Genomic DNA, 23,250 nt, shown 5'->3' with positions numbered 1-23,250 from the left:
GGGATGTCACTTTTCGGGGGTGTGCCCACCGCCGGGCGATCGTCTAGCGTCATCCCATGACCGACGCACCTCGTGAGAGCGGCCAGAGTGGCGCGCACGCCCCGCTCGGGCGCTGGAGCCCCGCCGCCGTCCTCCTCGTGGCGCTCGGCGCGGTGCTGGCGATCGGAGGCGTGGCCGGCGCTCTCATCGTCGCGACGTCCGCCGCCCGTCTGTCGCAGGACGGGGCCCCTCGGACCCTCCCGGTGTTCGTGTACACGCAGTACACCCAGCGCCTGGTCGCGCCGGACTACACCGGCCTCTGGATCGGCGTCGCGGTGGCGGCGATCGGAGCGATCGCGGTCGTGGCCGGAATCGTTCTGACGCGGCAGCGGATGTCCGCCCGCCCCGGCCACTAGCATCGAGCCATGCTGAGCCCTGTCGAGGCCGCGGCGCTCCTCGGAGTGAGCCCGTCCGCCGCCCCTCACGACGTCGAGAGCGCGTACGTCGCCCGCCTGAGCCTCGTGCCGGAGTCGGAGATCGAGGCGCGCGACCGCCTCACCGCCGCGCGAGACGCCCTCGTCGCCGCGGCCTGGTGGCAGGCGCCCGGCGTCGCGCCGGGACAGCCGGTGGCCGCGCCGCCGCAGCAGCAGCCGTATCCGGTGCCGTCGCAGCCGTATCCGCAGCAGCAGCCGTATCCGTCCCAGCCCTACCCCGCCCAGCCGGCGTCCCACCCGGGCTACGCACCCGCCTATCCGCAGGCCCAGCCCTATCCGCAGGCCCAGCCCTATCCGCAGGCCCAGCCCTATCCGCAGGCCCAGCCCTATCCACCCGCCCAGCCCTACCCGCCATACGCACCGCCGCGCCGCGGGCCCTCCACGGGTGCGATCGTCGGCTGGGTGCTCGGCGGCTTCGCCGTGCTCCTCGTGCTGGTGGTGGTCGCGGTCGTCGTGATCGTCGGCTCCGTCGCGTCGCAGGCGCCATCGAGCGATGCGGGCGGCGGATACAGCACGTCGGCGTCCGGCGAGTACGACGTCGACGGCGTGCGGGTGCAGTACAACGAGGACGGCTGGGACTTCACGCTCACCTCCCCGCGGGACTGCCCGGCCGCCACGGTGACCGTCGGGTTCAGTGACGACGAGAGCGGTCCGTCGCAGGAGCAGTTCACCGACACCGTCCCGCTCGTCGCCGGGCAGCCTCACATCTACTCCGTGCCGTACGACGCCTCGAACCGGCAGTACGCGAGCATCGACGCGATCGACTGCGGGACGTGAGACACACGCCGATGCACCGCAGGGCCGCCCCGTAAGAATTCCGTTAGAACTTTTCACAAATTACTGAAACAAGCGTAAAGTCCCGCGCATGGACACAGTGATCACGGCCGCCGGCCTCGAGAAGCGGTTCGGGCGCGTGCGCGCCCTCGACGGGCTCGATCTGTCCGTCGCAGCGGGCGAGGTGCACGGCTTCCTCGGCCCGAACGGCGCCGGCAAGTCGACCACCATCCGCATCCTGCTCGGCCTCGCCCGCCCCTCGGGCGGCACGGCGACGGTGTTCGGCCGCGACCCGTGGACCGACGCGGTCGACCTCCACCGGCGCATCGCGTACGTGCCGGGCGACGTGAACCTCTGGCCCAACCTCTCCGGAGGCGAGGCCATCGACCTCCTCTCGCGCCTGCGCGGGGGAGCAGCCGACCGCGCCGCCTACACCGAGCGCAAAAAGCGCCTGATCGACGTCTTCCAGCTCGACCCGACGAAGAAGGGACGCGCGTACTCGAAGGGCAACCGGCAGAAGGTCGCCCTCGTGGCGGCGTTCGCCACCCCGGCCGACCTCTACATCCTCGACGAGCCGACCAGCGGTCTCGATCCGCTGATGGAGGCGACGTTCGACGCCGAGATCACCCGTATCGCCCGAGAGGGCGCGACCGTGCTGCTCTCCAGCCACATCCTCTCGGAGGTGGAGCAGCTCTGCGATCGCGTGAGCATCATCCGGGCGGGCAGGACGGTCGAGACCGGGACCCTCGACCAGCTGCGGCACCTGACCCGTACCGAGGTGTCGTTCGCGGCCGACGGCGTCGCGGAGGCGTCGCTCGCGAGCATCCCGGACGCCCACGATCTGCGCGTGCAGAACGGGCGCGTCACCTTCACCGCCGACAGCGATGCCCTTCCGCCGGTCCTCACGGCGCTGGCCGCGCTGGACGCGAAGAGCCTGACGGTCGCGCCGCCCTCGCTGGAGGAGCTGTTCCTGCGGCACTACGACGCGGAGGAGGCGACGGGGCGATGAGCGCCGCGACCGCGACCGATCGTCCGGCCGGGCACCACGCCGCCGCTCCCTCCGCCCACCCGGGCGGCGCCGGCCGTACTCTCGCCGCGCTGCTGCGGCAGCGGCTGCGCCGTGACCGCTGGCAGCTGGTGATCTGGCTCGTCAGCATCGCCGTCCTGGCCCTCTTCTCGGCGGCAGCGATCAAGCAGACCTACGGGGACGAGGCGAGCCGCACCGAGCTGGTGCGACTGGCGATCGCCAACCCGACCGTGCTGCTGCTGCGCGGCCTCCCGGAAGGCACGGGTCTCGCGGCTCTGACCTTCTTCGAGATCTTCACCTTCCTCGCGCTGCTCGCGGGCCTGATGAACACGTTCCTGGCCGTGCGGCATTCGCGGGCGGAGGAGGAGTCGGGCCGGGCCGAGTTGATCGGCTCGACGCCCGCGGGGCGCCTGCTGCCTACGGTCGCGACGGTCGTCCACGGGGTCCTCGCCGACATCGCCCTGGCGCTCGTGACGGCTCTGGGCTTCATCGCGGCGGGCCTCCCGATCGGCGGATCGCTCGCAGCCGGGGCCGCGACCGGAGGCGTCGGGATCGTCTTCCTCGCCGTCGGTCTGCTCCTCGCGCAGATCATGAGCACGTCCCGCGGTGCCAACGGGTTCGCGGCCGCCCTCGTCGTCCTCGCCTACGTGCTCCGCGGCATCGGCGACGCCACGGGCACGGTCGTCGGCGACGGGACGCACATGGTCACCGGATGGCTCAGCTGGCTCAGCCCGATCGGCTGGGGGGAGCAGTTCTCCCCGTACTCGGGAGCGAACTGGTGGCCGCTGCTGCTGCAGCTCGGCTTCGCCGCCGTGCTCCTCGCCGTGACGTTCTGGATCCAGACGGTGCGCGACTCCGGTGCCGGCGTCATCCCGGAGCGGGCGGGGCGCCGCGACGCCCTCCCGATGCTGCGCGGCCCGCTCGGCCTCGCCTGGCGGCTGCAGTGGCCGGTCATCCTCGGCTGGACCGTCGGGGGAGCATTCACCGGCGTCCTCGCCGGCGCCCTCGGCAGCGTGGTCAGCAACTCGATCGCCGACGACCCCAGCCTCGCGGACATCCGCTCCGCGATCGGCCGCATCGGCGCCGGCGGCTCGGGGCCGCTCACCCAGCTCTTCATCTCGGCGATCTTCGCGATCGCCGGTGTTCTGGCGGCCGCGTGCGCCGTGCAGTCCGTCATCCGGCTGCGGCAGGAGGAGGCCGCGGGCACCGCGGAGGTCCTCCTCACGACGCCGGTGTCCCGCATCCGCTGGCTGCTCTCGTTCGTGCTCGTCGGGGTCGTCGCCGTGGTGCTGGTGCTGGTGGCGGCCGCGCTCGCCTCCGGGCTCTCGGCGCTGGCAGCGGGGGAGGATGCGGCCCGCATCGGCGACTCGTTCGTCGCTGCGGCCGCACAGCTCCCGGTAGCCCTGGTCTACCTCGGCGTGCTGACGCTCGTGTTCGTCGTCCTCCCGAGCTGGACCGTCGCCGTCGGTTGGGCGACCCTCGGTCTCGGCGCGTTCATCGGCATCTTCGGCGGGCTCATCGACCTGCCCGACCCCATCCGGCACCTGTCGCCCTTCGCCGATGCCCCCGTCGTCGTGGGCGACGTGGATTGGAGCGGGGGATACTGGATGTTCGGCATCGCGATCGTCGCCCTGGCCGCGGCCGCCGTGCTCATCCGCCGCCGCGACGTCGCGATCGGATAAGGAGCAGGCATGGCGAAGGACCCGATCGCCCTCGGAGACGTGCGCGAGCACTCCGCAGCGATCCTCACCGCGGCCGGCTTCCCGAAGATGCCGGCCCGGGTGCTCATGGCCCTCACCGTCACCGAGCAGGCGGGGCTGACCGCCGCCGAGCTGGCCGAGACCCTCTCCGCGAGCGCGGCGGCGATCTCCGGCGCCGTCCGCTACCTGCAGACCCTCGGCATCATCCGCCGCGTCTCGCAGTCCACCAGCCGCCGCGACCGCTACGAACTGCCCGCCGACTGGTACTCGCTCATGGTGCGCAACAGCCCGATCTACGCAGCACTCGCCGACCAGGCGGACCTCGGGCTGGCCGCCGTCCGCGACCCGGAGTCCCCGGCCACCGAGCGGCTGCGCGACATGGCCGGCTTCTACCGGTTCCTGCAGGGCCGCCTCCCGGAGCTGATCGGAGAATGGGAGGGCGTGCGCGCGGCGTACGATCCACCGCATGTCCATCGCACTTGAGAACGTCGGGATCGCCGTGCGCGAACTCGACGCCACGATCGCCTTCTTCACCGACCTGGGGCTCACCGTCGTGGGCCGCGACACGATCAGCGGGGAGTGGGCCGACACGGCCGTCGACCTCGACGGCAACCACGCCAGGATCGCGATGCTGCAGACGCCGGACGGTCACGGTCGGCTCGAGCTCTTCGAGTACATCCACCCGGACGCGATCGAGACGGAGCCGACGCGGCCCAACGAGATCGGCATGCACCGTGTCGCCTTCTCGGTCGACGACATCGACGAGGCGCTCGCGATCGCCGCGAAGCACGGCTGCCTCCCGCTGCGCGGCGTCGCGAACTACCAAGACGTCTACAAGCTCACCTACCTCCGCGGGCCGAGCGGGATCATCGTCATGCTGGCGCAGGACCTGACGACGAGCTGACGGCCCGCCTCCCGGGCGGGAGGCCTCCCATCCGCCAGACTGGACGGAGCACCAGGCTTCATCGCACCAGGCACCATCGCACCATCCAGGGGGACCCATGCGTTTCACCACGCCCACGCAGAAGGCGATCGTCATCGCCGTCCTGGTCGCGGTGGACATCCTGCTCGTGCTGCTGTTCGACGCGTTGCACTCGGAGGCGGGATCCATCGCCCTCACCGTGCTGCAGGTGCTCGGCTGGTACCTCGCCACGCGCGTGTTCCGCGGCCCGGGGGAGCCGCCGGAGGCCGCGCGGCCCTGGTGGCGGATGACGAACCGGCCACTGTTGTCGGGCGTGCTCGGTGCGGTCTACGCGGTGTCGGCGATCGCGAACGCGTTCTTCTCGTTCGCCGGTTTCGGCAGCGTCTCGGGCTGGGTGTCCATCCTCGGGCAGGCCGCGCTCGCCGCGCTGTTCCTCACCTCGGCGACGCGGTTGCGCGCCCTGGCCCGCGTCCCGGCCTGAGCCGTAGGCTGGGGGCATGACGCTCGCCTCCGGTATCGCCTCCGACGAACTCGACCCCACGATCCGCCCGCAGGACGACCTCTTCCGCCACGTGAACGGCAAGTGGATCGACCGCACCGAGATCCCCGACGACAAGGCCCGCTGGGGCTCGTTCATGGTCCTCGCCGAGCAGTCCGAAGCGGCGGTGCGCGCGATCATCGAGACCGCCCAGACCGCCCCGGAGGGCACCGAGGAGCGCAAGTTCGGTGACCTGTTCGCCAGCTTCATGGACGAGGACCGCGTCGAGTCGCTGGGCACCGCTCCCATCGACGCGCAGCTCGCGCTCGCGAGCGACGTGAGCTCGGTCTCCGAGCTGCTGCAGACCCTCGGGCGGCTGGAGCGCCACGGTGTCGGCGGCTTCTACCAGCTGTTCGTCGACAACGACCCGGGCGACCCGGAGCGCTACCTGGTGTTCGCCGAGCAGGGCGGCATCTCGCTGCCCGACGAGTCGTACTTCCGCGAGGAGCGCTTCGCGCCGATCCGCGAGGCCTTCCTCGCGCACATCCAGCGCCTGTTCGAGCTCGCCGGGCTCGAGGACGCCCCGGAGCGCGCCCAGCGCGTCTTCGACCTCGAGACCGAGATCGCGGCGCAGCACTGGGACAACGTGACCTCGCGCGACTCCGAGAAGACCTACAACCTCTTCAGCTGGGCCGACGCCGACGCGCTGTTCGCCGGTGGCGGCGGCGACCCGGCGGCGAGCCTCGACCTGTGGGCCACCGCTCTGGGCGCCCCGGAGGGTGCGCTCGCCGAGGTCGTGCTGCGCCAGCCGTCGTTCACCTCCGGCCTGGCCGGCCTGCTCACCGACTCCCGTCTCGAGTCGTGGAAGGACTGGCTCGCCTGGCAGATCATCCACGGCGCCGCCCCCTACCTGCCGGGCGACTTCGTCGACGCGAACTTCGACTTCTACGGCCGCACGCTCACCGGCACGCCGCAGATGCGCGCCCGCTGGAAGCGCGGCGTCTCGCTGGTAGAGGGCTCGATGGGCGAGGCCGTCGGTCGCATCTACGTCGAGAAGCACTTCCCGCCCGCGGCGAAGGAGGCGATGGACGCGCTGGTCGCGAACCTGATCGAGGCCTACCGCCAGAGCATCCGCACGCTGGAGTGGATGGGCGAGGACACCCGCGACCGCGCCCTCGACAAGCTGGACAAGTTCACGCCCAAGATCGGCTACCCGGTGAAGTGGCGCGACTACTCCGCCCTGCAGATCGACCCGACCGACCTCGTCGGCAACGTGCGCGCCGCCGCCCTCTTCGAGTTCGATCGCGAGCTCGGCAAGATCGGCAAGCCCCTGGATCGCGACGAGTGGTTCATGACCCCGCAGACGATCAACGCGTACTACAACCCCGGTTTCAACGAGATCGTCTTCCCCGCGGCCATCCTGCAGTACCCGTTCTTCGACGAGACGCGGGATGCGGCGGCCAACTACGGCGCCATCGGCGCGGTGATCGGCCACGAGATCGGACACGGCTTCGACGACCAGGGGTCCAAGTTCGACGGCGACGGCCGGCTCGAGGACTGGTGGACGGCCGCCGACCGTGCCGCGTTCGAGAAGCGCACGAGCAGCCTGATCGAGCAGTACAACGCGCTCGCCCCGGCCCAGGTGCCCGAGCACCACGTCAACGGCGCGCTCACGATCGGCGAGAACATCGGCGACCTGGGCGGTCTCGGCATCGCGTGGAAGGCGTACCTGCTCTCCCTCGACGGCCAGGAGCCGCCGGTCGTCGACGGTCTGACCGGCGCGGAGCGGTTCTTCCTCTCGTGGGCGCAGGCCTGGCAGCAGAAGGGACGCGACGCCGAGGTGATCCGCCTCCTCGCGATCGACCCGCACTCGCCGAACGAGTTCCGCTGCAACCAGATCGTCCGCAACATCGACGCGTTCTACGACACGTTCGGCGTCGTGGCGGGCGACGCCCTCTGGCTCGACCCCGAGTCGCGCGTCACCATCTGGTGAGGTGGGCGCGTGCGTCGCCGGCCGGCGACGCACGTGTCCCCTGATCGGGGTAGCATCGACCCCAGCCGCGGGTTCGGGGGGACCGCGCGAACCCGACGAACGCTCGCAGGAGAAACCCGAACCACGTGACGATGCAGACCCAGGAGTCCGAGCGCCGCCGGCGCCACGCCACCGCCCGGCGTGCGCGTCACCGCGGACCGGCGACGTCCGACGACCCGTTCTCGCGCAGCTTCAACAGCCTCGGTCAGCTCGCCCTGCAGGGCGTTCAGGTCTCGGCCCGCGCGACGGATCTGAGCACGGGCGCCGTGCTCTTCTCGGTCGACGATCACGTCGTCATGCCGACCGCGAGCATCGGCAAGGTGCTCCTGCTGGTGGAGGTCGCCGCACGTCTGGAGTCCGGCCAGCTCAGCCCGCTCGCCCAGCTCGACCGCCTGCCGCAGGACGCCGCGGGCGACTCGGGCATCTGGCAGCACCTCCAGGTGCCGGCGCTCCCGGTGGCCGATCTCGCCGCGCTCGTGGGCGCGTCGAGCGACAACCTCGCCACTAACGTCCTGCTGCGCCGCGTGGGGCTGGAAGCGGTCAGCGCGCGCACGGAGGCCCTCGGACTCACCCGTACCGGCCTGCTCGACCTGGTGCGCGACCACCGGGGCCCGGACGACGCCCCGCAGCTGTCGGTCGGCAGCGCGAACGAGCTCACCTGGTTGTTCTCGTCGCTGGCGCGCGGGGAGATCGTGGACGCCGCGACCAGTCAGCGCGTGATCTCCTGGCTTTCCCTGAACAGCGACTTCTCGCTCGTCTCCAGTGCGTTCGGTCTCGACCCGCACTCGCACCGCACGGCCGAGCACGGCATCCTGCTCGTCAACAAGACGGGCATCGACGCCGGGGTGCGCAGCGAGGTGGGTGTGCTGCGCGGCCCGAACGCCGGCGTGACCTACGCGGTCTCGACGTACTTCGACGACACCGAGCTCCCCGACCGCCTCGCGGTGATCGAGGGCATGCGCACCGTCGGCATCGATCTGCTGGAGTACGTGTTCTGAGCGCGTGCGCCGTGCCCGCTCAGCGGGCCGCCACGAACGCGTCCTCGGCCGCGTAGTCGAACCAGCGGTCGGCCTCCGCCCGCTTAGCGAGCCCGGGGAAGGCCGCCGTCCAGTCCTCCTGGCGCCGCTCGGCCGCCGTGACCTCCCGCACCGCCCAGTCGACGGCGGCCGCGACCGCCTCCTCGTAGTGGACCTGCTGGCGGTAGCCGAGCTCGACCGTCGCTCCCGCCATGCTGAGGAGCAGCGGGCGTGCGACGGTCCAGGGCGTGCTCCCGACGCCGTCGACCGGGGGACCGGGAAAGCCGACGACCTCCAGGTCGCGGTCGAGTGCGCGGTACACGGCGCCGGCGATGTCGGCCACGCTGAGGTCGTCGGTGTCCACGGCGTTGAGCACGCGCGTGCCCGGCCGATCGGCGCACAGGGCCACGAGCTCGGCGATGTTGACGGTCGAGGAGGTGCTGAACCGGTTGGCCCCGTCGTCGGAGAGCACGACGCGGTCGCGGCCGTCGAGCGCCCGCTTGATGAAGTACCACTCCCGGAGCGCCGGGCTGAAGGGTCCGTACACCGCGCCGGGGCGCAGGATGCTGACCGGCAGGTCGTCGACGGCGAGCAGCGTGCGCTCCAGCGCCGCCTTGAGCGGAGAATACGTGCGCTCGGCGTTGTCGATCGTGGGGTCCGTCTCGCGCAGCGGGACCGGGTAGTCGGGGAAGTCGTCCGGCCCGGTGACGATGTCGAGGTAGCCGCCCTCGCGCCCGGTGTAGACCGAGCCGGTCGAGATCACGACGAGCGAGCCGACCTCCCCGGCGAGGCGCGCGAGCTGCTCGCCGTGACGTGGCTCGTACGCGACGGTGTCGAGCACGAGGTCGTGGCCGCGTGCCCGCTCGATCAGCGCGTCCGTGTCGTCGCGGTCGAGCCGGATGCTCGTGACGTCGTGTTCGGCGAGCTCGGTGTCGCCGTGGTGCTCACCCCGGTGGGCGACGAGCACCGACCAGCCGTCGGCGACGAGCCTCCTGGCCACGGCCGAGCCGATCTGACCGGTGCCACCGATGAGCATGGCCGTGCGCGTGGTGTCCGACATGGCACCACCGTACGCCGGGCCGAGCGGCGCAGGAGCGGCGTCTGCCGTCAGCGAAGCAGCGTGCGGGCCAGCGCGACGTATTCGCGCGCGTTCGCGTCGGGCAGGTACGCCTTGCCGAGGGCGTTGCCGATGGCCGGGAGGGCCAGAGGGTCGGCATAGGCCATGTAGATGGTCTCGTAGGTCGGATTGAACTTGCTCTTGAATGTGAAGAGCGAGGCGAAGCCGTACGCGGGCTCCAGCGTGCGCGCGAGGAAGCCGAGGAGGCGATCCATCGTGTCGGGCTCGCCGGGCTCTTCTCCGGGCGCGAGCGGCTTGCTGGCGAGGGGTGCGCCCGAGAGGCTGAGCACCTCGACGCCGTCCTCGCGCATGCGGAGCGCGGCGGAGGCGATGGTGAACTCCATGATCCCGGGGATGCTGCCGTCGGCCCGGCGCATGAAGTCGATCGTGTAGGCGACCACATGACCGTCCCGCCAGCTCGGCATCCAGCTCGTGACCGCCTGCAGGCCGCCGGAGGGGTCGAACGCGAGGTACAGCTTGACGTCCGGATCCTTGAGCTCGGCCATCCCGCCGAGCGTGAAGCCCATCTCGGGCAGCTCCTTCTCGGCCACCCACTGCTCGCTGATCGCGGCGATCTGGGTCTGGTGCAGCGGCGGCAGGTCCTCCCACGTGGACCAGACCGTCGTGATGCCCTCCTTGAGCCCGCGGTTGTGGGCCTGACGCACCTTCTGCCACGGCTTGCCCTGCATGTCGAAGGTCTGGGGGTGCATCAGCGTCTCCTCGCCGACGGACACGGACTGCCAGCCGAGGGAGTCGAAGACCGGGAGGTACTGGCCGTGGACGCTGTAGAACACGGGCGTCCAGCCGTTCGCGTCGCAGAAGCCGATGAACTCGATGATCGTGCGCTCGGCGCGGTCGGGGTGGCAGACCGGGTCCGAGAGCGTGATGGCGATGCCGTTGATGACCCGGTAGGCGACCGCGGCGTCGTTCTCCTCGCTGAACCAGTAGACGTTGCCGGGCCAGGTGCCCATGAAGCCCAGTGTTCCACCGCCGCCCGCACGGAGCAGTTCGCGGAAGTGCAGTTCGTCCCCGATGGTGCGGCCGGTCGACGTCGCACGGTAGAGCCGCAGGGTGGCCAGCACGAAGATCAGCCAGAAGACCGGTCCGACCCACTGGTACAGCACGATGACGAGGGGGGAGGTGGGCACGATGACCTGCCCGAGCACCGACTCGAAGCCCGACGGCACGAACCGCCGCACGGTCGAGGCGAAGACGTCGCCGATCGTCGCGTCCGGGACGAACTCGACCAGGGAGGCGAGTCCGGCGATGAGGTAGGCCACGGCGAGAAGCACGAAGGACGAGACCGTCAGAAGGGTGAACCGCACGACGGCGTCGCGCGGGGCACGGATCTGAAACTGCCGTCGGGTGAGCACCAGCAGCACGATCGAGGCGAGGGGCACCACGACGACAGCGAGCAGCCACGCCAGCGCCTCGATCGCCGGTGCGAGGGCGTCGATGCCGTCGACATCGATGCGGAGGTCGCCGTCCGGCAGGGCCGTGAACGGCAGCACGAGCATCCCCGCGTTGACGACGATGCCCAGGATGAGCGCGAAATGCCGCCCGCGCCGCAGGCCGATCGCGGTGACCAGCAGCAGCACCAGGGGGAGGAGCGTCAGCAGCAGCGGGCCGAGCCCCTGCACCGACACCACCGCCAGTTCGAGGTGGCAGTTCGAGGTGTACACCTGGTCGCACTGGTTCAGCACGGTCGCCGCGTCGAGCTGCTGGTGCTGGAACAGTGTGGCGATGAACGAGAACGGCCCGAGGCCGCCGGGCGGCAGCAGCGCCACGAGCGGCCCGAGCGCGGTGATCGCGACGATCGCCGCCACCAGGTTGCGCGTCTCCCCGTGGGAGCTGCGCCGGATGCGTTGGATGCGCCCGCCGCGCAGGATCGCGCCGAGCGCCAGACCGAGCAGTGCCGCGAAGAGCCGGTACACGTTGTTCTGGTCGCCGTTGTAGAGCACGAAGGCGAGCACGGTCGCGAAGGTCAGCAGGCGGATGCGCCGGCGCCACAGAGCCGAGGCGAAGGCGCTCGCGGTGACGAGGGCGCCGACGATGCCGATCGTGGGGTCGAGGGTGAAGTCGTACTCGGTGGCCGACGCCCACAGCTCGCCGATGCTGGCCGCCGCCCACTGCCCGACGACGCCGATGGTGATGCCGAGTACCCCGGTGACGAGGAACGCGAGGGAGGCGCGGAGCGTGCCCAGGAGCCGCTCCGCGACGGCCATCAGGGTGAGGGCCAGCACGACCGCCACCACGAGCTGCACCGTGTTCTCCGGCACGAAGAGCGCCGTGAGCGGCGTCCACCAGAAGCCGCCCTGGATCGTCGTCGTCACACCGGCCGCCCAGACCAGGGCCGTGCCGCTCTCGGCGGCGGGGCTCCACATCGTCCCGGTCACGACGGACGTGACGGTCGTCAGGAGCGCGAGCACGATGCTCGCCGGCGCCACGCGCGAGAAGCGGCCGAGCGCCACCCAGAACGCCGCAGGAGGCCTGCGGTCGCGGCCCGGCGGCACGGGCGCCGGTTCGGCGTCCGCGCGTCGGTCGCTCGCGGGAGGTGCGCTGCTCATGCTCGGTTCCGGTCGTCGGCGGGCGGACCCTCAGCGGATCCTTGATGACGAGTATGGCCCGAGGCGGGCCGCCGGCCTATCGTCGACGGCGCCGTCGCGTGTCGCCGCAGGGCGTCTCAGATCTCGCGGAGCCGCTCCGCGAGGTAGCGCTCGAGGCCCTCGAGCGGGATGCGCTCCTGCTTCATCGTGTCGCGGTCGCGCACGGTCACGGCGTCGTCCTCGAGCGAGTCGAAGTCGACGGTCACCGCGAGCGGCGTGCCGATCTCGTCCTGGCGGCGGTAGCGGCGGCCGATCGCGCCGGAGTCGTCGAAGTCGACGTTGCGGCGCTGGCGGAGCCGGTCCGCCAGCGAGCGGGCCAGCGGCGACAGGGCCTCGTTGCGCGACAGCGGCAGCACGGCGACCTTGACCGGCGCGAGGCGCGGGTCGAGGTGCAGCACCGTGCGCTTGTCGGTGCCGCCCTTGGCGTTCGGCACCTCCTCCTCGTCGTACGCGTCGACCAGGAACGCCATGAGGGCGCGGGTCAGGCCGAACGACGGCTCGATCACGAACGGCACGTAGCGCTCGTTCTTGTTCTGGTCGAAGTAGCTGAGGTCCTTGCCGGAGTTCTCGATGTGCGTCTTGAGGTCGTAGTCGGTGCGGTTGGCGACACCCATGAGCTCGCCCCACTCGCTGCCGGCGAACTCGAACTTGTACTCGATGTCGATGGTGCGCTTCGAGTAGTGCGCGAGCTTGTCCTTCGGGTGCTCGAGGCGGCGGATGTTCGCCGGGTCGATGCCGAGGTCGACGAACCAGTCCCAGCAGAGGTCGATCCAGGTCTGGAACCAGTCCTCGTCCGTACCGGGCTCGACGAAGAACTCGATCTCCATCTGCTCGAACTCGCGGGTGCGGAAGATGAAGTTGCCGGGCGTGATCTCGTTGCGGAACGCCTTGCCGATCTGGCCGATGCCGAACGGCGGCTTCTTGCGCGCGGTCTGCAGCACCGAGGCGAAGTCGGTGAAGATGCCCTGAGCCGTCTCGGGCCGCATGTAGTGCAGGCCGGACTCGTCGTCGACGACGCCGAGGTAGGTCTTCATCAGGCCGGAGAACTGGCGGATCGGCGTCCACTGGCCCACCTTGTCCGGGTGGTCCGGGTCGGCGATGTCGTCCAGTCCGTTCACCGGCGGGTGGCCGTGCTGCGCCTCGTACGCCTCGAAGAGGTGGTCGGCGCGGTAGCGCTTGTGGGTGATGAGCGACTCGGTGAGCGGGTCGCTGAACACCTTGACGTGGCCGGAGGCCTCCCACACGGCGGTCGGCAGGATGATCGCCGAGTCGAGGCCGACCATGTCGCCGCGGCCGCGCACGAAGCGGTTCCACCACTCGCGCTTGATGTTCTCCTTCAGCTCCACGCCGAGGGGGCCGTAGTCCCACGCCGACCGGGTGCCGCCGTAGATCTCACCGGACGGGAAGACGAATCCGCGGTGCTGTGCCAGCGTGATGACGGAATCCAGCTTCGACGTGGCGGCCATGGTGCTCCCTGCTCGTGGGGTCGGTGCGGGTGGGTGGAGAACTCCGCAACCATCCTAACGAGGATGCGCCGGTGCCCGCGCCGGGCGGCCGGCTCAGCGCGAGCGCCACTCCTGCTCGAGCAGGGCGTAGACGGCCGTGTCGGACCACTCGCCCTTGAAGATCTGGGTCTCGCGCAGCAGTGCCTCCTGCTGCATCCCGATGCGCTCGCAGAGCCGGGCGGACGCCTCGTTGCGGGCGTCGAGCTGGGCGAAGACGCGGTGCGCGCCGAGGGTGTCGAAGCACAGGCCCAGGATCGCCTCGGCCGCCTCGCTCGCGAAGCCGTTGCCATGGAAGGCGGGATGGAACACCCAGCCGATCTCGAACTTGCCCCACGCCGCCGATTTCAGGAAGACGCTCATGTCGCCGATGACGCGGCCGTGGCCTCCCGCCGGGTCCGGCAGCTCGACGGCGTAGACGATGCCCTCGCCGTCCTTCTCCAGGCGGTTCATCGCGATGCGCTTGCGCAGGTGCTTCGCCGACTCCTCGTGGTCGTGCACCTCCCAGTAGAGGTAGCGCACGACGTCCTTGAGCTTCTGGTAGGCGTGCACGTCGTCCAGGTCGCCGGTGTTCAGCGGACGCAGCACGAGTCGTTCGGTGCGCAGCTCCTGCGCGGCGTAGGGGAGGCCGGTCGCGCCGTGCGGCTCGAGGGTCTCGGTGGGGGCTGCGGCGTCGTTGCTCACGGATCCTCCGGTTCGGGGTGGGTCAGGCGGTCTGGTCGTCGATCGCGCTGAGGCGCGGTCGTGCGGGTTCTGTGTCGATCTCGAGCCCGAAGAGCGCGGCGGCACCGGCGACGAACGCCTCGGCGTCGCCTCCGCGGGCCAGCTCCCTCGCGCGCACCGACGGGGTGTGCAGCAGCACGCCGGCGAGGTGGCGCAGGGCCATCTCGGTCTGCTCGTCGGCGCCGCGGGAGCGGGCGCGCTCGATCTCGGCGTCGAGCACGTCGAAGACGTGCTTGCGCAGGGCGACGAGGGCCGGCGTGACGGCCTGCTCGGCCGTCTGCGCGGCGAACTCGGCGGCGGCCTCGCCGACGATGCTGCGGGCGTCGTCGGCGGCCGAGAGCTCCTCGAGCGGCGCGTGGATGCTGATGGTCTCCAGATCGAGCAGCTCGACGCCGTCCAGCTCGGCGACGGCGGGGTCGACGTTGCGGGGCAGACCCAGGTCGACGACGAGGCGACGCTCGGCGGCTCCCGGCTGCGCGAGGGCCTCGGCGAGCAGCTCGCGCGTGAGCACGTAGTCGGTCACCGTCGTGCAGGTGACGACGAGGTCGGCGCGGGCGAGCGCCTCCAGCAGGCCGCCTTCGACCACCGGCCGCACGTCGTGGGACAGCGCGAACTTCGCGGCACGGCCCGAGGCGGAGTACACCCGCACGTCCTCGGCGCCCTTGTCGCGGAGCGCGGCGAGGCTGGCGCCGGCGTACTTGCCGGTGCCGACGAGCATCACGCGGGTCCCGGCCCAGTCGCTGACCCGGCTCTCGGCCAGGTCGAGCGCGAGGCGGACCATGGATCGGCCGGCGGTCATGATGCCGGTGCGGTTCTTCACGCCCCGGGAGGTGCGGGAGGCGACCTGGAACAGCCGCTCGAGGTCGCTGGTCACGGTGCCGGCGGCGCGGGCGGACTCGAGCGAGCGCCGCACCTGGCCGGCGATCTCGCCCTCGCCGACGACGACGGACTCGAGTCCGCTGGAGACGGCGAAGAGGTGCTCTGCGACGGAGTGGTCGCAGTAGACGGCGCTCGCCCGGCGCAGCTCGTCGGCGGGGATGCCGCTGGCGGCGCTGACGGCGTCGATCACGGTCTCGGACGACACCGCGCGGGCCGACGGCAGCGGGTCGTCGATGTCGAGGTAGGCCTCGAAGCGGTTGCAGGTCGCGACGACCACCGATCCGGCGACGAGCTCGCTGTGCTCCGCGAGCGCCGCGGTGACGGCTGGAGCGGATCGCTCGAGCCGTTCGAGGAGGTCGAAATCCGCCGTCCGGTGGCTCGACGAGAAGCAGAGAAGCACGGACGGAAGCCTACGCTCGCTCGGCGCGAACCTCGAATCCGAGAAGCCCTCCGTCCGAGCCGTCGCGCGGATTCCCGGGGGATTGGCAGATTGCACCCTGGCAGAATCAGGGGGTGACCGCACTCGCCCCCGCCCACCCCCTCGCCTCCGGCCTCACCGCCTCCAGCCGGCTGGTCCGCGCCTATCAGGCCGATCGTCCCGAGACCACGCCCGTCTGGTTCATGCGTCAGGCCGGGCGCTCGCTGCCGGAGTACCGGGAACTGCGCGTCGGCACCGACATGCTCGACGCCTGCCTCGACCCGGCGATGGCGAGCGAGATCACGCTGCAGCCGGTGCGCCGTCACGGCGTGGATGCCGGCATCTTCTTCAGCGACATCGTCGTCCCTCTCAAGCTCGCGGGCGTGCAGGTCGAGATCCAGCCCGGTAAGGGGCCCGTCTTCGCGCAGGCGGTGCGGACGGCGGACGACGTCGACCGGCTGACCGCGGTCGACCCGGTCGCCCTCGGGCTCGACGCGTTCGCCCCGATCGCCGAGGCCGTGCGCCTCACCATCGCCGAGCTCGGTGAAACCCCCTTGATCGGTTTCGCCGGCGCGCCCTTCACCCTCGCCGCCTATCTGGTCGAGGGCGGCCCGTCCAAGGACCACATCCGGGCCCGCACCCTGATGCATGCCGATCCGGACGCCTGGGCCCGCCTCATGGCCTGGACGGCCGACATCACCGGCGCGTTCCTGCGCGCGCAGGTCCTCGCCGGCACGAGCGCCGCCCAGCTGTTCGACTCCTGGGCCGGTTCTCTGTCGCTGCACGACTACGTGCAGCACGTCGCCCCGGCGTCGGCGCGCGCCCTGTCGCACGTGCGCGACCTGACGTACGACGTCCCGAGCGGCGATGCGGATGCCGCGGGGGAGCCCGAGCCCCGCAACGTCCCGATCGTCCACTTCGGCGTCGGCACCGGCGAGCTCCTCAAGGCGATGCACGACGTCGGGGCCGACACGGTCGGCGTGGACTACCGCATCCCGCTCGACGAGGCCAGCCGTCGCCTCGGGCACGTGGTGCCGCTGCAGGGCAACGTGGACCCGGCGATGCTGGACGCGCCGTGGGAGGTGCTCCAGGCGCACGTCGCCGATGTGCTCGAGCGCGGGCGCGACGCCCCGTCGCACGTCCTCAACCTCGGCCACGGCGTCCCGCCCGAGACCGATCCGACCGTGCTGACGCGCCTGGTCGAGTACGTGCACAGCTGGCGCCCCGAATGAGCGGCGACGCGCTCGCCGACGAGATCCGGCACGCCGTCGAGGCGCCGCCGACCCGTATCGTCGTCGTCGGCGGCGGGGTCGCCGGCCTCGTCGTCGCCCGCGAGTGCGCGCGACCCGGCTTCGCGGTCACGCTGCTGGAGGCCTCCGGCCGCGTCGGCGGATCGGTCGCCCCCCTGGAGCTCGACGGCCTGACCCTCGACGCCGGCGCCGAGAGCTTCGCGACGCGCGGCGGCCACGTCGCCGAGCTGCTGGAATCGCTCGGGCTGTCGGACGACATCGTGCAGCCGGCCGCGGCGGGCGCCTGGGTGCGCCACGGGAGCCGCTCCGTCCCGCTGCCGAAGGCCGGCCTGCTCGGCATCCCGAGCTCTCCGCTGGCGAGCGACGTCGTCGCGGCGATCGGCAGGCGCGGCGCCTTCCGCGCGTACCTCGACCGTCTCAAGCCGGTGCTCAAGATCGGCCAGGAGAAGCGCTTGGGGCACCTCGTGCGTTCGCGGATGGGCGACAAGGTGCTCGAACTGCTCGTCGCCCCCGTCGTGACGGGCGTGTACTCCGCGAGCCCCGACGATCTCGACGTGGATGTCGTGGCCCCCGGCCTGAACGCCGCCCTCACCCGTCTCGGCTCCCTCTCCGGCGCCGTCGGCGAGCTGCGCGCGACGGCGAAGGCAGGCAGCGCCGTCGGCGGGATCCGCGGCGGGATGTGGCGTCTGCCGGCGGCGCTCGCCGCCGACATCGAGAAGCGCGGCGGCGTCGTCCGCGTCGACGCGCCCGTGGCCGGTATCGACCCGTACCCGATGCGCTCCGAGGAGGAGCTCGCGGCGGATGCCGTCGACGCCGCCCTCGAACCCGGCGCCCTCGAACCCGGCGCCCTCGAATCCACCGCACGAGACGAGATGGAGTCGCCCGCCCGCTGGACGGTCCGTCTCGCCGGCGGGGAGGAGATCCCCGCCGATGTCGTCGTGGTCGCCGCGCCCGCCGACCCGGCGCTCGAGCTCCTCGCGACCGCGGACCCCGCCCTCGCGGAGCTGGCGACACTGGAATGGCCCGCCGGGTCCAGCGTCGAGCTCGTCACCCTCGTGCTCGCCGACGACCGCCTGGCCGCGGCCCCGCAGGGGACAGGAGTGCTCGTCGCCGACACCGCCGACGCCGACGTCACCGCGAAGGCGATGACCCACTCGAGCGCCAAGTGGGCGTGGGTGGCCGAGGCGGCGGGGGAGGGACGCCATGTCGTACGGCTGTCCTACGGCCGCGCCGGTCGGCCCGCCGAATCGCGCGCGCTCGGCGATGCCGAACTGCGCGAGCTCGCGCTGAAGGATGCCGGCCGATTGCTGAATATTCCGCTCCGGGCATCCGATCTCGTCGCATTCGCCCGCACCCCCTGGACGAACGCCCTTCCCTATGCGACAGTGGGGCAGCGGGACCGCATCCAGCGGGTCCGCGAGGGAGCCGATGCCGTCGAGGGCCTCGAGGTCACCGGTTCCTGGTTGACCGGTACGGGCCTCGCCTCGGTCGTCCCGGATGCACGCCGGGTCGCCGAGAACGCACGGGGTCTACGCTGGAAGGCACTGACCGACAACCTGTAGGCCGAGCAAAGGGGACCACATGCGCGGAAAGCTTCTCTTCGTCACGGGTGCGGCCGTGGGCTACGTGCTCGGCACGCGCGCCGGCCGCAAGCGCTACGACCAGATGAAGTCGGCCGCGACGAAGGTCTGGGAGTCGCCGGGCGTGCAGAAGCAGGTGCACGCGGTCGAGGACTTCGTCGCCGAGAAGGTCGGCGAGTTCCCCGAGACGGTGTTCGTGACCGTCAAGAAGTTCGTCGTCCGGGCCAACGAGCGCCGCCGCGAGTCGCGCGAGACGTATCCGTCCCCGGCCGCCGAAGCCGCACTGCGAGCCGAACGGGACGCGTGAGCGCGCCCGTCCGAGAGGAGTGAGCGGAATGACCGATCGTGACAGTGCCCGCACGAAATCCCTCGTCGAGCTGATCTCGGACCTGCCCCGTCTGCTGATCGACCTGATCAAGGCGGAGCTCGCTCATCTGAAGGCGGAGTTCGCGGCCAAGGCGAAGTATGCCGGGGTGGGCATAGGCCTGTTCGCCGTCGCCGCCGCCTTCCTGTTCTTCGCGCTGGGCGTGCTGGTGGCCGCGGCCATCCTGGGTCTCGCCGTCGTGCTGCCGGGATGGGCGGCCGCGCTGATCGTCTTCGGTGCCCTCCTGATCCTGGCGGCGCTGCTGGTGCTGCTGGGTGTCGGCTCGCTGAAGAAGATCCAGGGCGTCGCGCCGCAGAAGACGATCGACAGCATCAAGGAAGACGCCGACGCTCTGAAGGGACTGGGCAAGTATGACCACTGACCGCAGCGACGTCGACGCCGCCCGCGCCGAGCTGGCCGCGACCCTCGACGCCATCCAGTACAAGCTGAACGCCCCCAAGCGTGCCACTGAACGGGTGAAGACCCTCGCGACGCAGAACCCGCTCGCTTTCACCGGCGTCGTGGTGGGAGCGGCCGCCGCCGTGGCGGGCGTCGTCTGGGGCATCGTCCGGCTCACTCGACGCTGACGCGCCTCCCGCGGGCCGTCCCTCCCGTGGATCGGCCGCGTGGTTTTGGCCTTCTCAGGATTGAGAGAGAGACTGTGGGTATGAGTACCCCGGCTGCCGCACCGGCAGAGTCGACCGCCCCCGAAGAATCCAGCGACACTCCGACCGGCTTCGCCCTCTGGGCGGTGCTCCGTCGAGACCCGGCCCGTCCCGACGATCTCGACGGCACCGACGTGCCCAAGGCCGTCTCCGAGCTGGAGGGCGTGATCGCGGACATCACGCTCCAGGGTGTGACCACCCGCGGCCTCTACGACGTCTCCGGCCTCCGCGCCGACGCCGACCTCATGATCTGGCTGCACGGCCCCGACGCCGAAGGGCTGCAGTGGGCGCTCCGCCAGCTGCGGCGCACCCGTCTGCTGAAGGCGCTCCTGCCGACCTGGAACGCGATGGGGGTGCACCGCGACGCCGAGTTCAACAAGGCGCACGTGCCCGGCTTCCTGCGCGGCAAGGAGCCGAAGGGCTGGCTGTGCGTCTACCCGTTCGTGCGCAGCTACGAGTGGTACCTGCTCCCTGACGAGGAGCGCGGGCGCATGCTCTCCGAGCACGGCCGCAAGGGGGCCGCGTTCCGCACGGTCCTGGCCAACACGGTCGCGTCGTTCGCCCTCGGCGACTACGAGTGGATCCTCCCGCTCGAGTCCGACGAGCTGGTCGACCTGGTCGACCTGATGCGCGACCTGCGGCAGACCGACGCCCGCCTGCACGTGCGCGAAGAGGTGCCGTTCTTCACCGGACGCCGCATCGAGCCGGCCGAGGTCGTGGAGGTCCTGCAGTGAGCGGCGCCGAGACCGCCGCGCGCGTGATCGGCGCGACGCCCGCCGCTGCCGACGGTCCCGAGCACGTCACCGAACCGGTCGCGTACGACGCCATCCTGCTCGCCGGCTTCGGCGGCCCCGAGGGCCAGGACGACGTCATCCCGTTCCTCCGCAATGTGACCCGCGGTCGCGGCATCCCGGAGGAGCGCCTCGAGGAGGTCGCGCACCACTACCGCCACTTCGGCGGCGTGAGCCCGATCAACGACCAGAACCGCGAGCTCAAGGCGGCGCTCGAGGCCGAGCTGGCCTCCCGCGGCATCGACCTGCCCGTGCTGTGGGGAAACCGCAACTGGGACCCCTACATCGAGGACGCGCTCAAGGAGGCGCAGGAGCAGGGCTTCACGAAGCTCATCGCCATCGCCACGAGCGCCTACTCCTCGTACTCCAGCTGCCGGCAGTACCGCGAGGACTTCGCGCGCGTGCTGGAGGAGACGGGCCTCGAGGGCACCATCCAGATCGACAAGGTCCGCCAGTTCTTCGACCACCCCGGTTTCGTCGAGCCCTTCATCGAGGGCGTGAGGAACGCGGTCGCGGAGCTGGAGCAGAAGATCCCGGGCATCGACCCGGCGACCGAGATCCGCATCCTGTACTCGACGCACTCCATCCCGTCGACGGACGCCGCGAAGTCCGGGCCGGCGGAGCGCGGCTTCGGCGAGGGCGGCGCCTACGCGGCTCAGCATCTCGCCGTGGCGGAGGTCGTGACGCAGGCGGCGACCGACGGCGTCATCGCGTGGGACCTGGTCTACCAGTCGCGCTCCGGTCCGCCGTCGATGCCGTGGCTCGAACCCGACATCAACGACCGCATCGCCGAGCTGCCCGCCCTGGGCGTGAAGGCCGTCATCATCGTGCCGCTCGGTTTCGTGAGCGACCACATGGAGGTCCTCTGGGATCTCGATAACGAGGCGATGGAGTCGAGCGAGGAGAACGGGCTCGTCGCCGTGCGGGTGCCCACCCCCGGCACCCACGCGAAGTACGTGAAGGGGCTCGTCGATCTCGTGCTGGAGCGCCGCGACGGCGTCCCGGTCGGCCAGCGTCCCGCGATGACGGCGCTCGGCCCCTGGTACGACGTCTGCCGCCCGGGCTGCTGCGAGAACGTCCGCCTCGGGTTCAAGCCCGCCGCTGCGGGACTCGCGCCGTGACCGGCGCCGTGCGCCGTGCCGACGGGGCGGCCGAGCGTCGCGAGGGCGTGCTGCGCGTGGGAACGCGCGGCAGCGCACTGGCCGTCGCCCAGACGACGGTGGTCGCCCAGGCGATCGCGCGTGCGACCGGGCTGGACGTCGAGCTGATCACGATCACGACGCACGGCGACACCTCGCGCGAATCGCTCTCCGAGCTGGGCGGCACCGGCGTCTTCGCCACGGCGTTGCGGGAGGCCCTGCTCGCCGACGAGTGCGACCTCCTGGTCCACTCCCTCAAGGACCTGCCCACCGCGGCCGCGCCCGGCCTCGTCATCGGCGCCGTCCCCAAGCGCGCCGACGCCCGCGACACGCTCTGCGCCCGCGACGGCCTCACGTTCGAGAACCTGCCCGAGGGTGCACGGGTGGGCACCGGCTCGCCGCGCCGTATCGCCCAGCTGAAGTCCCAGCGCCCGGACCTCGAGATCGTCGACATCCGCGGCAACGTGGACACCCGCCTCGGCCGGGTCGCCGAGGGCGACCTCGACGCGGTGGTCCTCGCCGCAGCCGGACTCGGCCGCCTCGGCCGCCTCGAAGCGGTCACCGACTATTTCGCCCTCTCGCAGATGCCGACCGCCCCGGGTCAGGGGGCTCTCGCCCTCGAGGTGCGGGCCGGCGACGAGAAGGGCCGCGGCCCGATCGCCCGCGCACTCCACGCCGTCGACCACGTCACCACCCATGCCGTCGTCACCGCCGAACGTGCCGTGCTCGCGGGGCTGCAGGCCGGCTGCGCCGCCCCGATCGGCGCGACCGCCCTCGTCGACGACGGCCTGCTCTTCCTCACCGCCTCGGTCTACCGGCCGGACGGCTCCGAGCGGATCACCGCCTCCCACGCCGCGACTCCCGACTCGCTCAGCGCCGGCCACCTCGACGCCGCCGCGCGCGACGTGGGGGAGCGCGTCGTCTCCGAACTGCTCGGCGCCGGGGCCGCCGGCCTGGCCCCCCTGGGGAGTACCCGATGACCCAGCCGTCCGCTGCCCCCAAGCCCCTCGCCGGCTGGCGCGTGCTCGTGCCGCGCGGCGGCCCCTGGGGTGACTCCGTCGCGGCGGACCTGCGCTCGAAGGGCGCCTCCCCGGTCGTCGCAGCGATGATCAACTTCGCCCCCACGGCCGATGCGCCGGCGCTGGAGCGCGCGCTGGAGCGGCTCGCCGCGGGCGGGTTCGACTGGATGACCGTCACCAGCGCGACGACGGTCGACGTGCTGAGCGCCTCCCGCGTGGTCGTCCCCCCGACCACCCGCGTCGCCGCCGTCGGCGAGACCACCGCCGCGGCTCTCGCGGCTGCCGGCTACAAGGTCGACCTCGTGCCGTCGGAGGACAACTCCGCCCGCGGCCTCCTGGAGGAGTGGGAGGCGGCCACGCAGGGTGTCGTGCCGCTGCGCATCCTCACCCTCCGCTCCGAGATCGCGAAGCCCCTGCTCACCGAGGGCCTGAAGCGAATCGGGCACGACGTCGAGTCCGTCGTCGCCTACCGAACCGTCGGCGTCTCGGTCCCCGAGAACGTGGTGACGGATGTGCACGACGGGCTCGTGCAGGCCATCCTCGTCACCAGCGGTTCCGTCGCGGAGCAGGTCCAGCTCCAGCTCGGCCCGGTGCCCGAGACGACCCTCGTCGCCGCGATCGGCCCCCAGACCGCCCGCGACGCCCGTTCCTTCGGCCTCCGCGTCGACGTCATCGCCGAGGAGCGCACCGCCGCCTCGCTCATCGACGCGGTCGCCGCTGTGGCCGTCACCCGCGCCTCCTGACCCCACGTCCCCGGCAGGCGCACAGCCGCACG

At 71.6% G+C, this 23,250-nt stretch carries 23 protein-coding genes; 18 read left to right on the top strand and 5 right to left on the bottom strand.

What is annotated here, in order from left to right; translation table 11 throughout:
* The first annotated feature begins 56 nt into the window (after positions 1-56).
* From ACFVU2_RS04000 to ACFVU2_RS03960, 9 genes are all read left to right on the top strand, one after another.
* Positions 57-395: a hypothetical protein gene (locus tag ACFVU2_RS04000; protein ID WP_387871297.1), complete on the top strand. Its 339-nt coding sequence runs from the start codon at positions 57-59 to the stop codon at positions 393-395.
* 9 nt (positions 396-404) lie between these two features.
* Positions 405-1,250 carry a hypothetical protein gene (locus ACFVU2_RS03995; RefSeq protein WP_387871295.1) on the top strand — a complete coding sequence of 282 codons (846 nt, stop codon included), beginning with the start codon at positions 405-407 and terminating at the stop codon, positions 1,248-1,250.
* Between the two features lie 88 nt (positions 1,251-1,338).
* Positions 1,339-2,256 (top strand): ATP-binding cassette domain-containing protein, encoded by a 918-nt coding sequence (locus ACFVU2_RS03990; protein WP_387871292.1) that lies wholly within the window; start codon positions 1,339-1,341, stop codon positions 2,254-2,256.
* Entirely contained in the window at positions 2,253-3,956 is a 1,704-nt protein-coding gene (locus tag ACFVU2_RS03985; protein WP_387871290.1) for an ABC transporter permease, read from the top strand. Before ACFVU2_RS03990 ends, ACFVU2_RS03985 begins: the two co-directional genes overlap by 4 nt.
* A gap of 9 nt (positions 3,957-3,965) precedes the next feature.
* Positions 3,966-4,457 carry a GbsR/MarR family transcriptional regulator gene (locus ACFVU2_RS03980; RefSeq protein ID WP_387871287.1) on the top strand — a complete coding sequence of 164 codons (492 nt, stop codon included), beginning with the start codon at positions 3,966-3,968 and terminating at the stop codon, positions 4,455-4,457.
* Positions 4,441-4,878, top strand: coding sequence for a VOC family protein (locus ACFVU2_RS03975; protein ID WP_387871284.1), 438 nt, complete (start codon positions 4,441-4,443; stop codon positions 4,876-4,878). Before ACFVU2_RS03980 ends, ACFVU2_RS03975 begins: the two co-directional genes overlap by 17 nt.
* Positions 4,879-4,975: 97 nt before the next feature.
* Positions 4,976-5,377 carry a hypothetical protein gene (locus ACFVU2_RS03970; protein WP_387871282.1) on the top strand — a complete coding sequence of 134 codons (402 nt, stop codon included), beginning with the start codon at positions 4,976-4,978 and terminating at the stop codon, positions 5,375-5,377.
* A 16-nt stretch (positions 5,378-5,393) separates the two neighbouring features.
* Positions 5,394-7,367 (top strand): M13 family metallopeptidase, encoded by a 1,974-nt coding sequence (locus ACFVU2_RS03965; protein ID WP_387871280.1) that lies wholly within the window; start codon positions 5,394-5,396, stop codon positions 7,365-7,367.
* 125 nt (positions 7,368-7,492) lie between these two features.
* The gene (locus ACFVU2_RS03960) at positions 7,493-8,404 is read left to right on the top strand and encodes a serine hydrolase (protein ID WP_387871277.1); all 912 of its coding nucleotides are present in this window, start codon (positions 7,493-7,495) and stop codon (positions 8,402-8,404) included.
* Between the two features lie 19 nt (positions 8,405-8,423).
* On the opposite strand, the gene ACFVU2_RS03955 is transcribed toward ACFVU2_RS03960, so the two are convergent.
* The 5 genes from ACFVU2_RS03955 to ACFVU2_RS03935 all read right to left on the bottom strand — a co-directional run bounded on the left by ACFVU2_RS03955 (position 8,424) and on the right by ACFVU2_RS03935 (position 15,649).
* Positions 8,424-9,482, bottom strand: a complete 1,059-nt coding sequence (locus ACFVU2_RS03955; protein WP_387871275.1) for an NAD-dependent epimerase/dehydratase family protein — start codon at positions 9,480-9,482, stop codon at positions 8,424-8,426.
* Positions 9,483-9,529: 47 nt separating this feature from the next.
* The gene (locus ACFVU2_RS03950) at positions 9,530-12,106 is read right to left on the bottom strand and encodes a bifunctional lysylphosphatidylglycerol flippase/synthetase MprF (RefSeq protein WP_387871272.1); all 2,577 of its coding nucleotides are present in this window, start codon (positions 12,104-12,106) and stop codon (positions 9,530-9,532) included.
* A gap of 116 nt (positions 12,107-12,222) precedes the next feature.
* Entirely contained in the window at positions 12,223-13,611 is a 1,389-nt protein-coding gene (locus ACFVU2_RS03945) for a glycine--tRNA ligase (protein ID WP_387871269.1), read from the bottom strand.
* A gap of 93 nt (positions 13,612-13,704) precedes the next feature.
* Complete coding sequence (locus ACFVU2_RS03940; protein WP_387871266.1) at positions 13,705-14,331, bottom strand: GNAT family N-acetyltransferase; 627 nt, start codon at positions 14,329-14,331, stop codon at positions 13,705-13,707.
* Between the two features lie 22 nt (positions 14,332-14,353).
* The gene (locus ACFVU2_RS03935; RefSeq protein ID WP_387871263.1) at positions 14,354-15,649 is read right to left on the bottom strand and encodes a glutamyl-tRNA reductase; all 1,296 of its coding nucleotides are present in this window, start codon (positions 15,647-15,649) and stop codon (positions 14,354-14,356) included.
* 113 nt (positions 15,650-15,762) lie between these two features.
* Here ACFVU2_RS03935 and hemE point away from each other — a divergent pair, with 113 nt between their 5' ends.
* The 9 genes from hemE (at position 15,763) to ACFVU2_RS03890 (ending at position 23,218) form a co-directional block, all read left to right on the top strand.
* Positions 15,763-16,899, top strand: coding sequence for a uroporphyrinogen decarboxylase (hemE, locus tag ACFVU2_RS03930; protein ID WP_387871262.1), 1,137 nt, complete (start codon positions 15,763-15,765; stop codon positions 16,897-16,899).
* Complete coding sequence (locus ACFVU2_RS03925) at positions 16,896-18,479, top strand: protoporphyrinogen/coproporphyrinogen oxidase (protein WP_387871259.1); 1,584 nt, start codon at positions 16,896-16,898, stop codon at positions 18,477-18,479. The genes hemE and ACFVU2_RS03925 overlap by 4 nt, the downstream gene beginning before the upstream one ends.
* A 19-nt stretch (positions 18,480-18,498) precedes the next feature.
* Positions 18,499-18,804, top strand: coding sequence for a hypothetical protein (locus ACFVU2_RS03920; RefSeq protein ID WP_387871257.1), 306 nt, complete (start codon positions 18,499-18,501; stop codon positions 18,802-18,804).
* Between the two features lie 28 nt (positions 18,805-18,832).
* Complete coding sequence (locus ACFVU2_RS03915; protein ID WP_387871254.1) at positions 18,833-19,243, top strand: phage holin family protein; 411 nt, start codon at positions 18,833-18,835, stop codon at positions 19,241-19,243.
* Positions 19,233-19,448, top strand: coding sequence for a DUF3618 domain-containing protein (locus tag ACFVU2_RS03910; protein ID WP_387871251.1), 216 nt, complete (start codon positions 19,233-19,235; stop codon positions 19,446-19,448). The genes ACFVU2_RS03915 and ACFVU2_RS03910 overlap by 11 nt, the downstream gene beginning before the upstream one ends.
* A gap of 80 nt (positions 19,449-19,528) precedes the next feature.
* On the top strand, positions 19,529-20,260 hold the full coding sequence (gene hemQ, locus ACFVU2_RS03905; RefSeq protein WP_387871248.1) for a hydrogen peroxide-dependent heme synthase: 732 nt from the start codon (positions 19,529-19,531) through the stop codon (positions 20,258-20,260).
* Complete coding sequence (locus ACFVU2_RS03900) at positions 20,257-21,438, top strand: ferrochelatase (RefSeq protein ID WP_387871245.1); 1,182 nt, start codon at positions 20,257-20,259, stop codon at positions 21,436-21,438. Before hemQ ends, ACFVU2_RS03900 begins: the two co-directional genes overlap by 4 nt.
* A complete protein-coding gene (gene hemC / locus ACFVU2_RS03895; protein WP_387871243.1) occupies positions 21,435-22,436 on the top strand; it encodes a hydroxymethylbilane synthase in 1,002 nt (333 codons plus the stop codon). Before ACFVU2_RS03900 ends, hemC begins: the two co-directional genes overlap by 4 nt.
* Entirely contained in the window at positions 22,433-23,218 is a 786-nt protein-coding gene (locus ACFVU2_RS03890; RefSeq protein ID WP_387871240.1) for a uroporphyrinogen-III synthase, read from the top strand. The genes hemC and ACFVU2_RS03890 overlap by 4 nt, the downstream gene beginning before the upstream one ends.
* The last annotated feature ends 32 nt before the right edge of the window (positions 23,219-23,250 follow it).

The organism is Leifsonia sp. NPDC058194, from assembly GCF_042883605.1.
GTDB lineage: Bacteria > Actinomycetota > Actinomycetes > Actinomycetales > Microbacteriaceae > Leifsonia.
The sequence above is the reverse complement of the archived record's forward strand: the minus strand, read 5'-3'. Positions and strand labels throughout refer to the sequence as shown.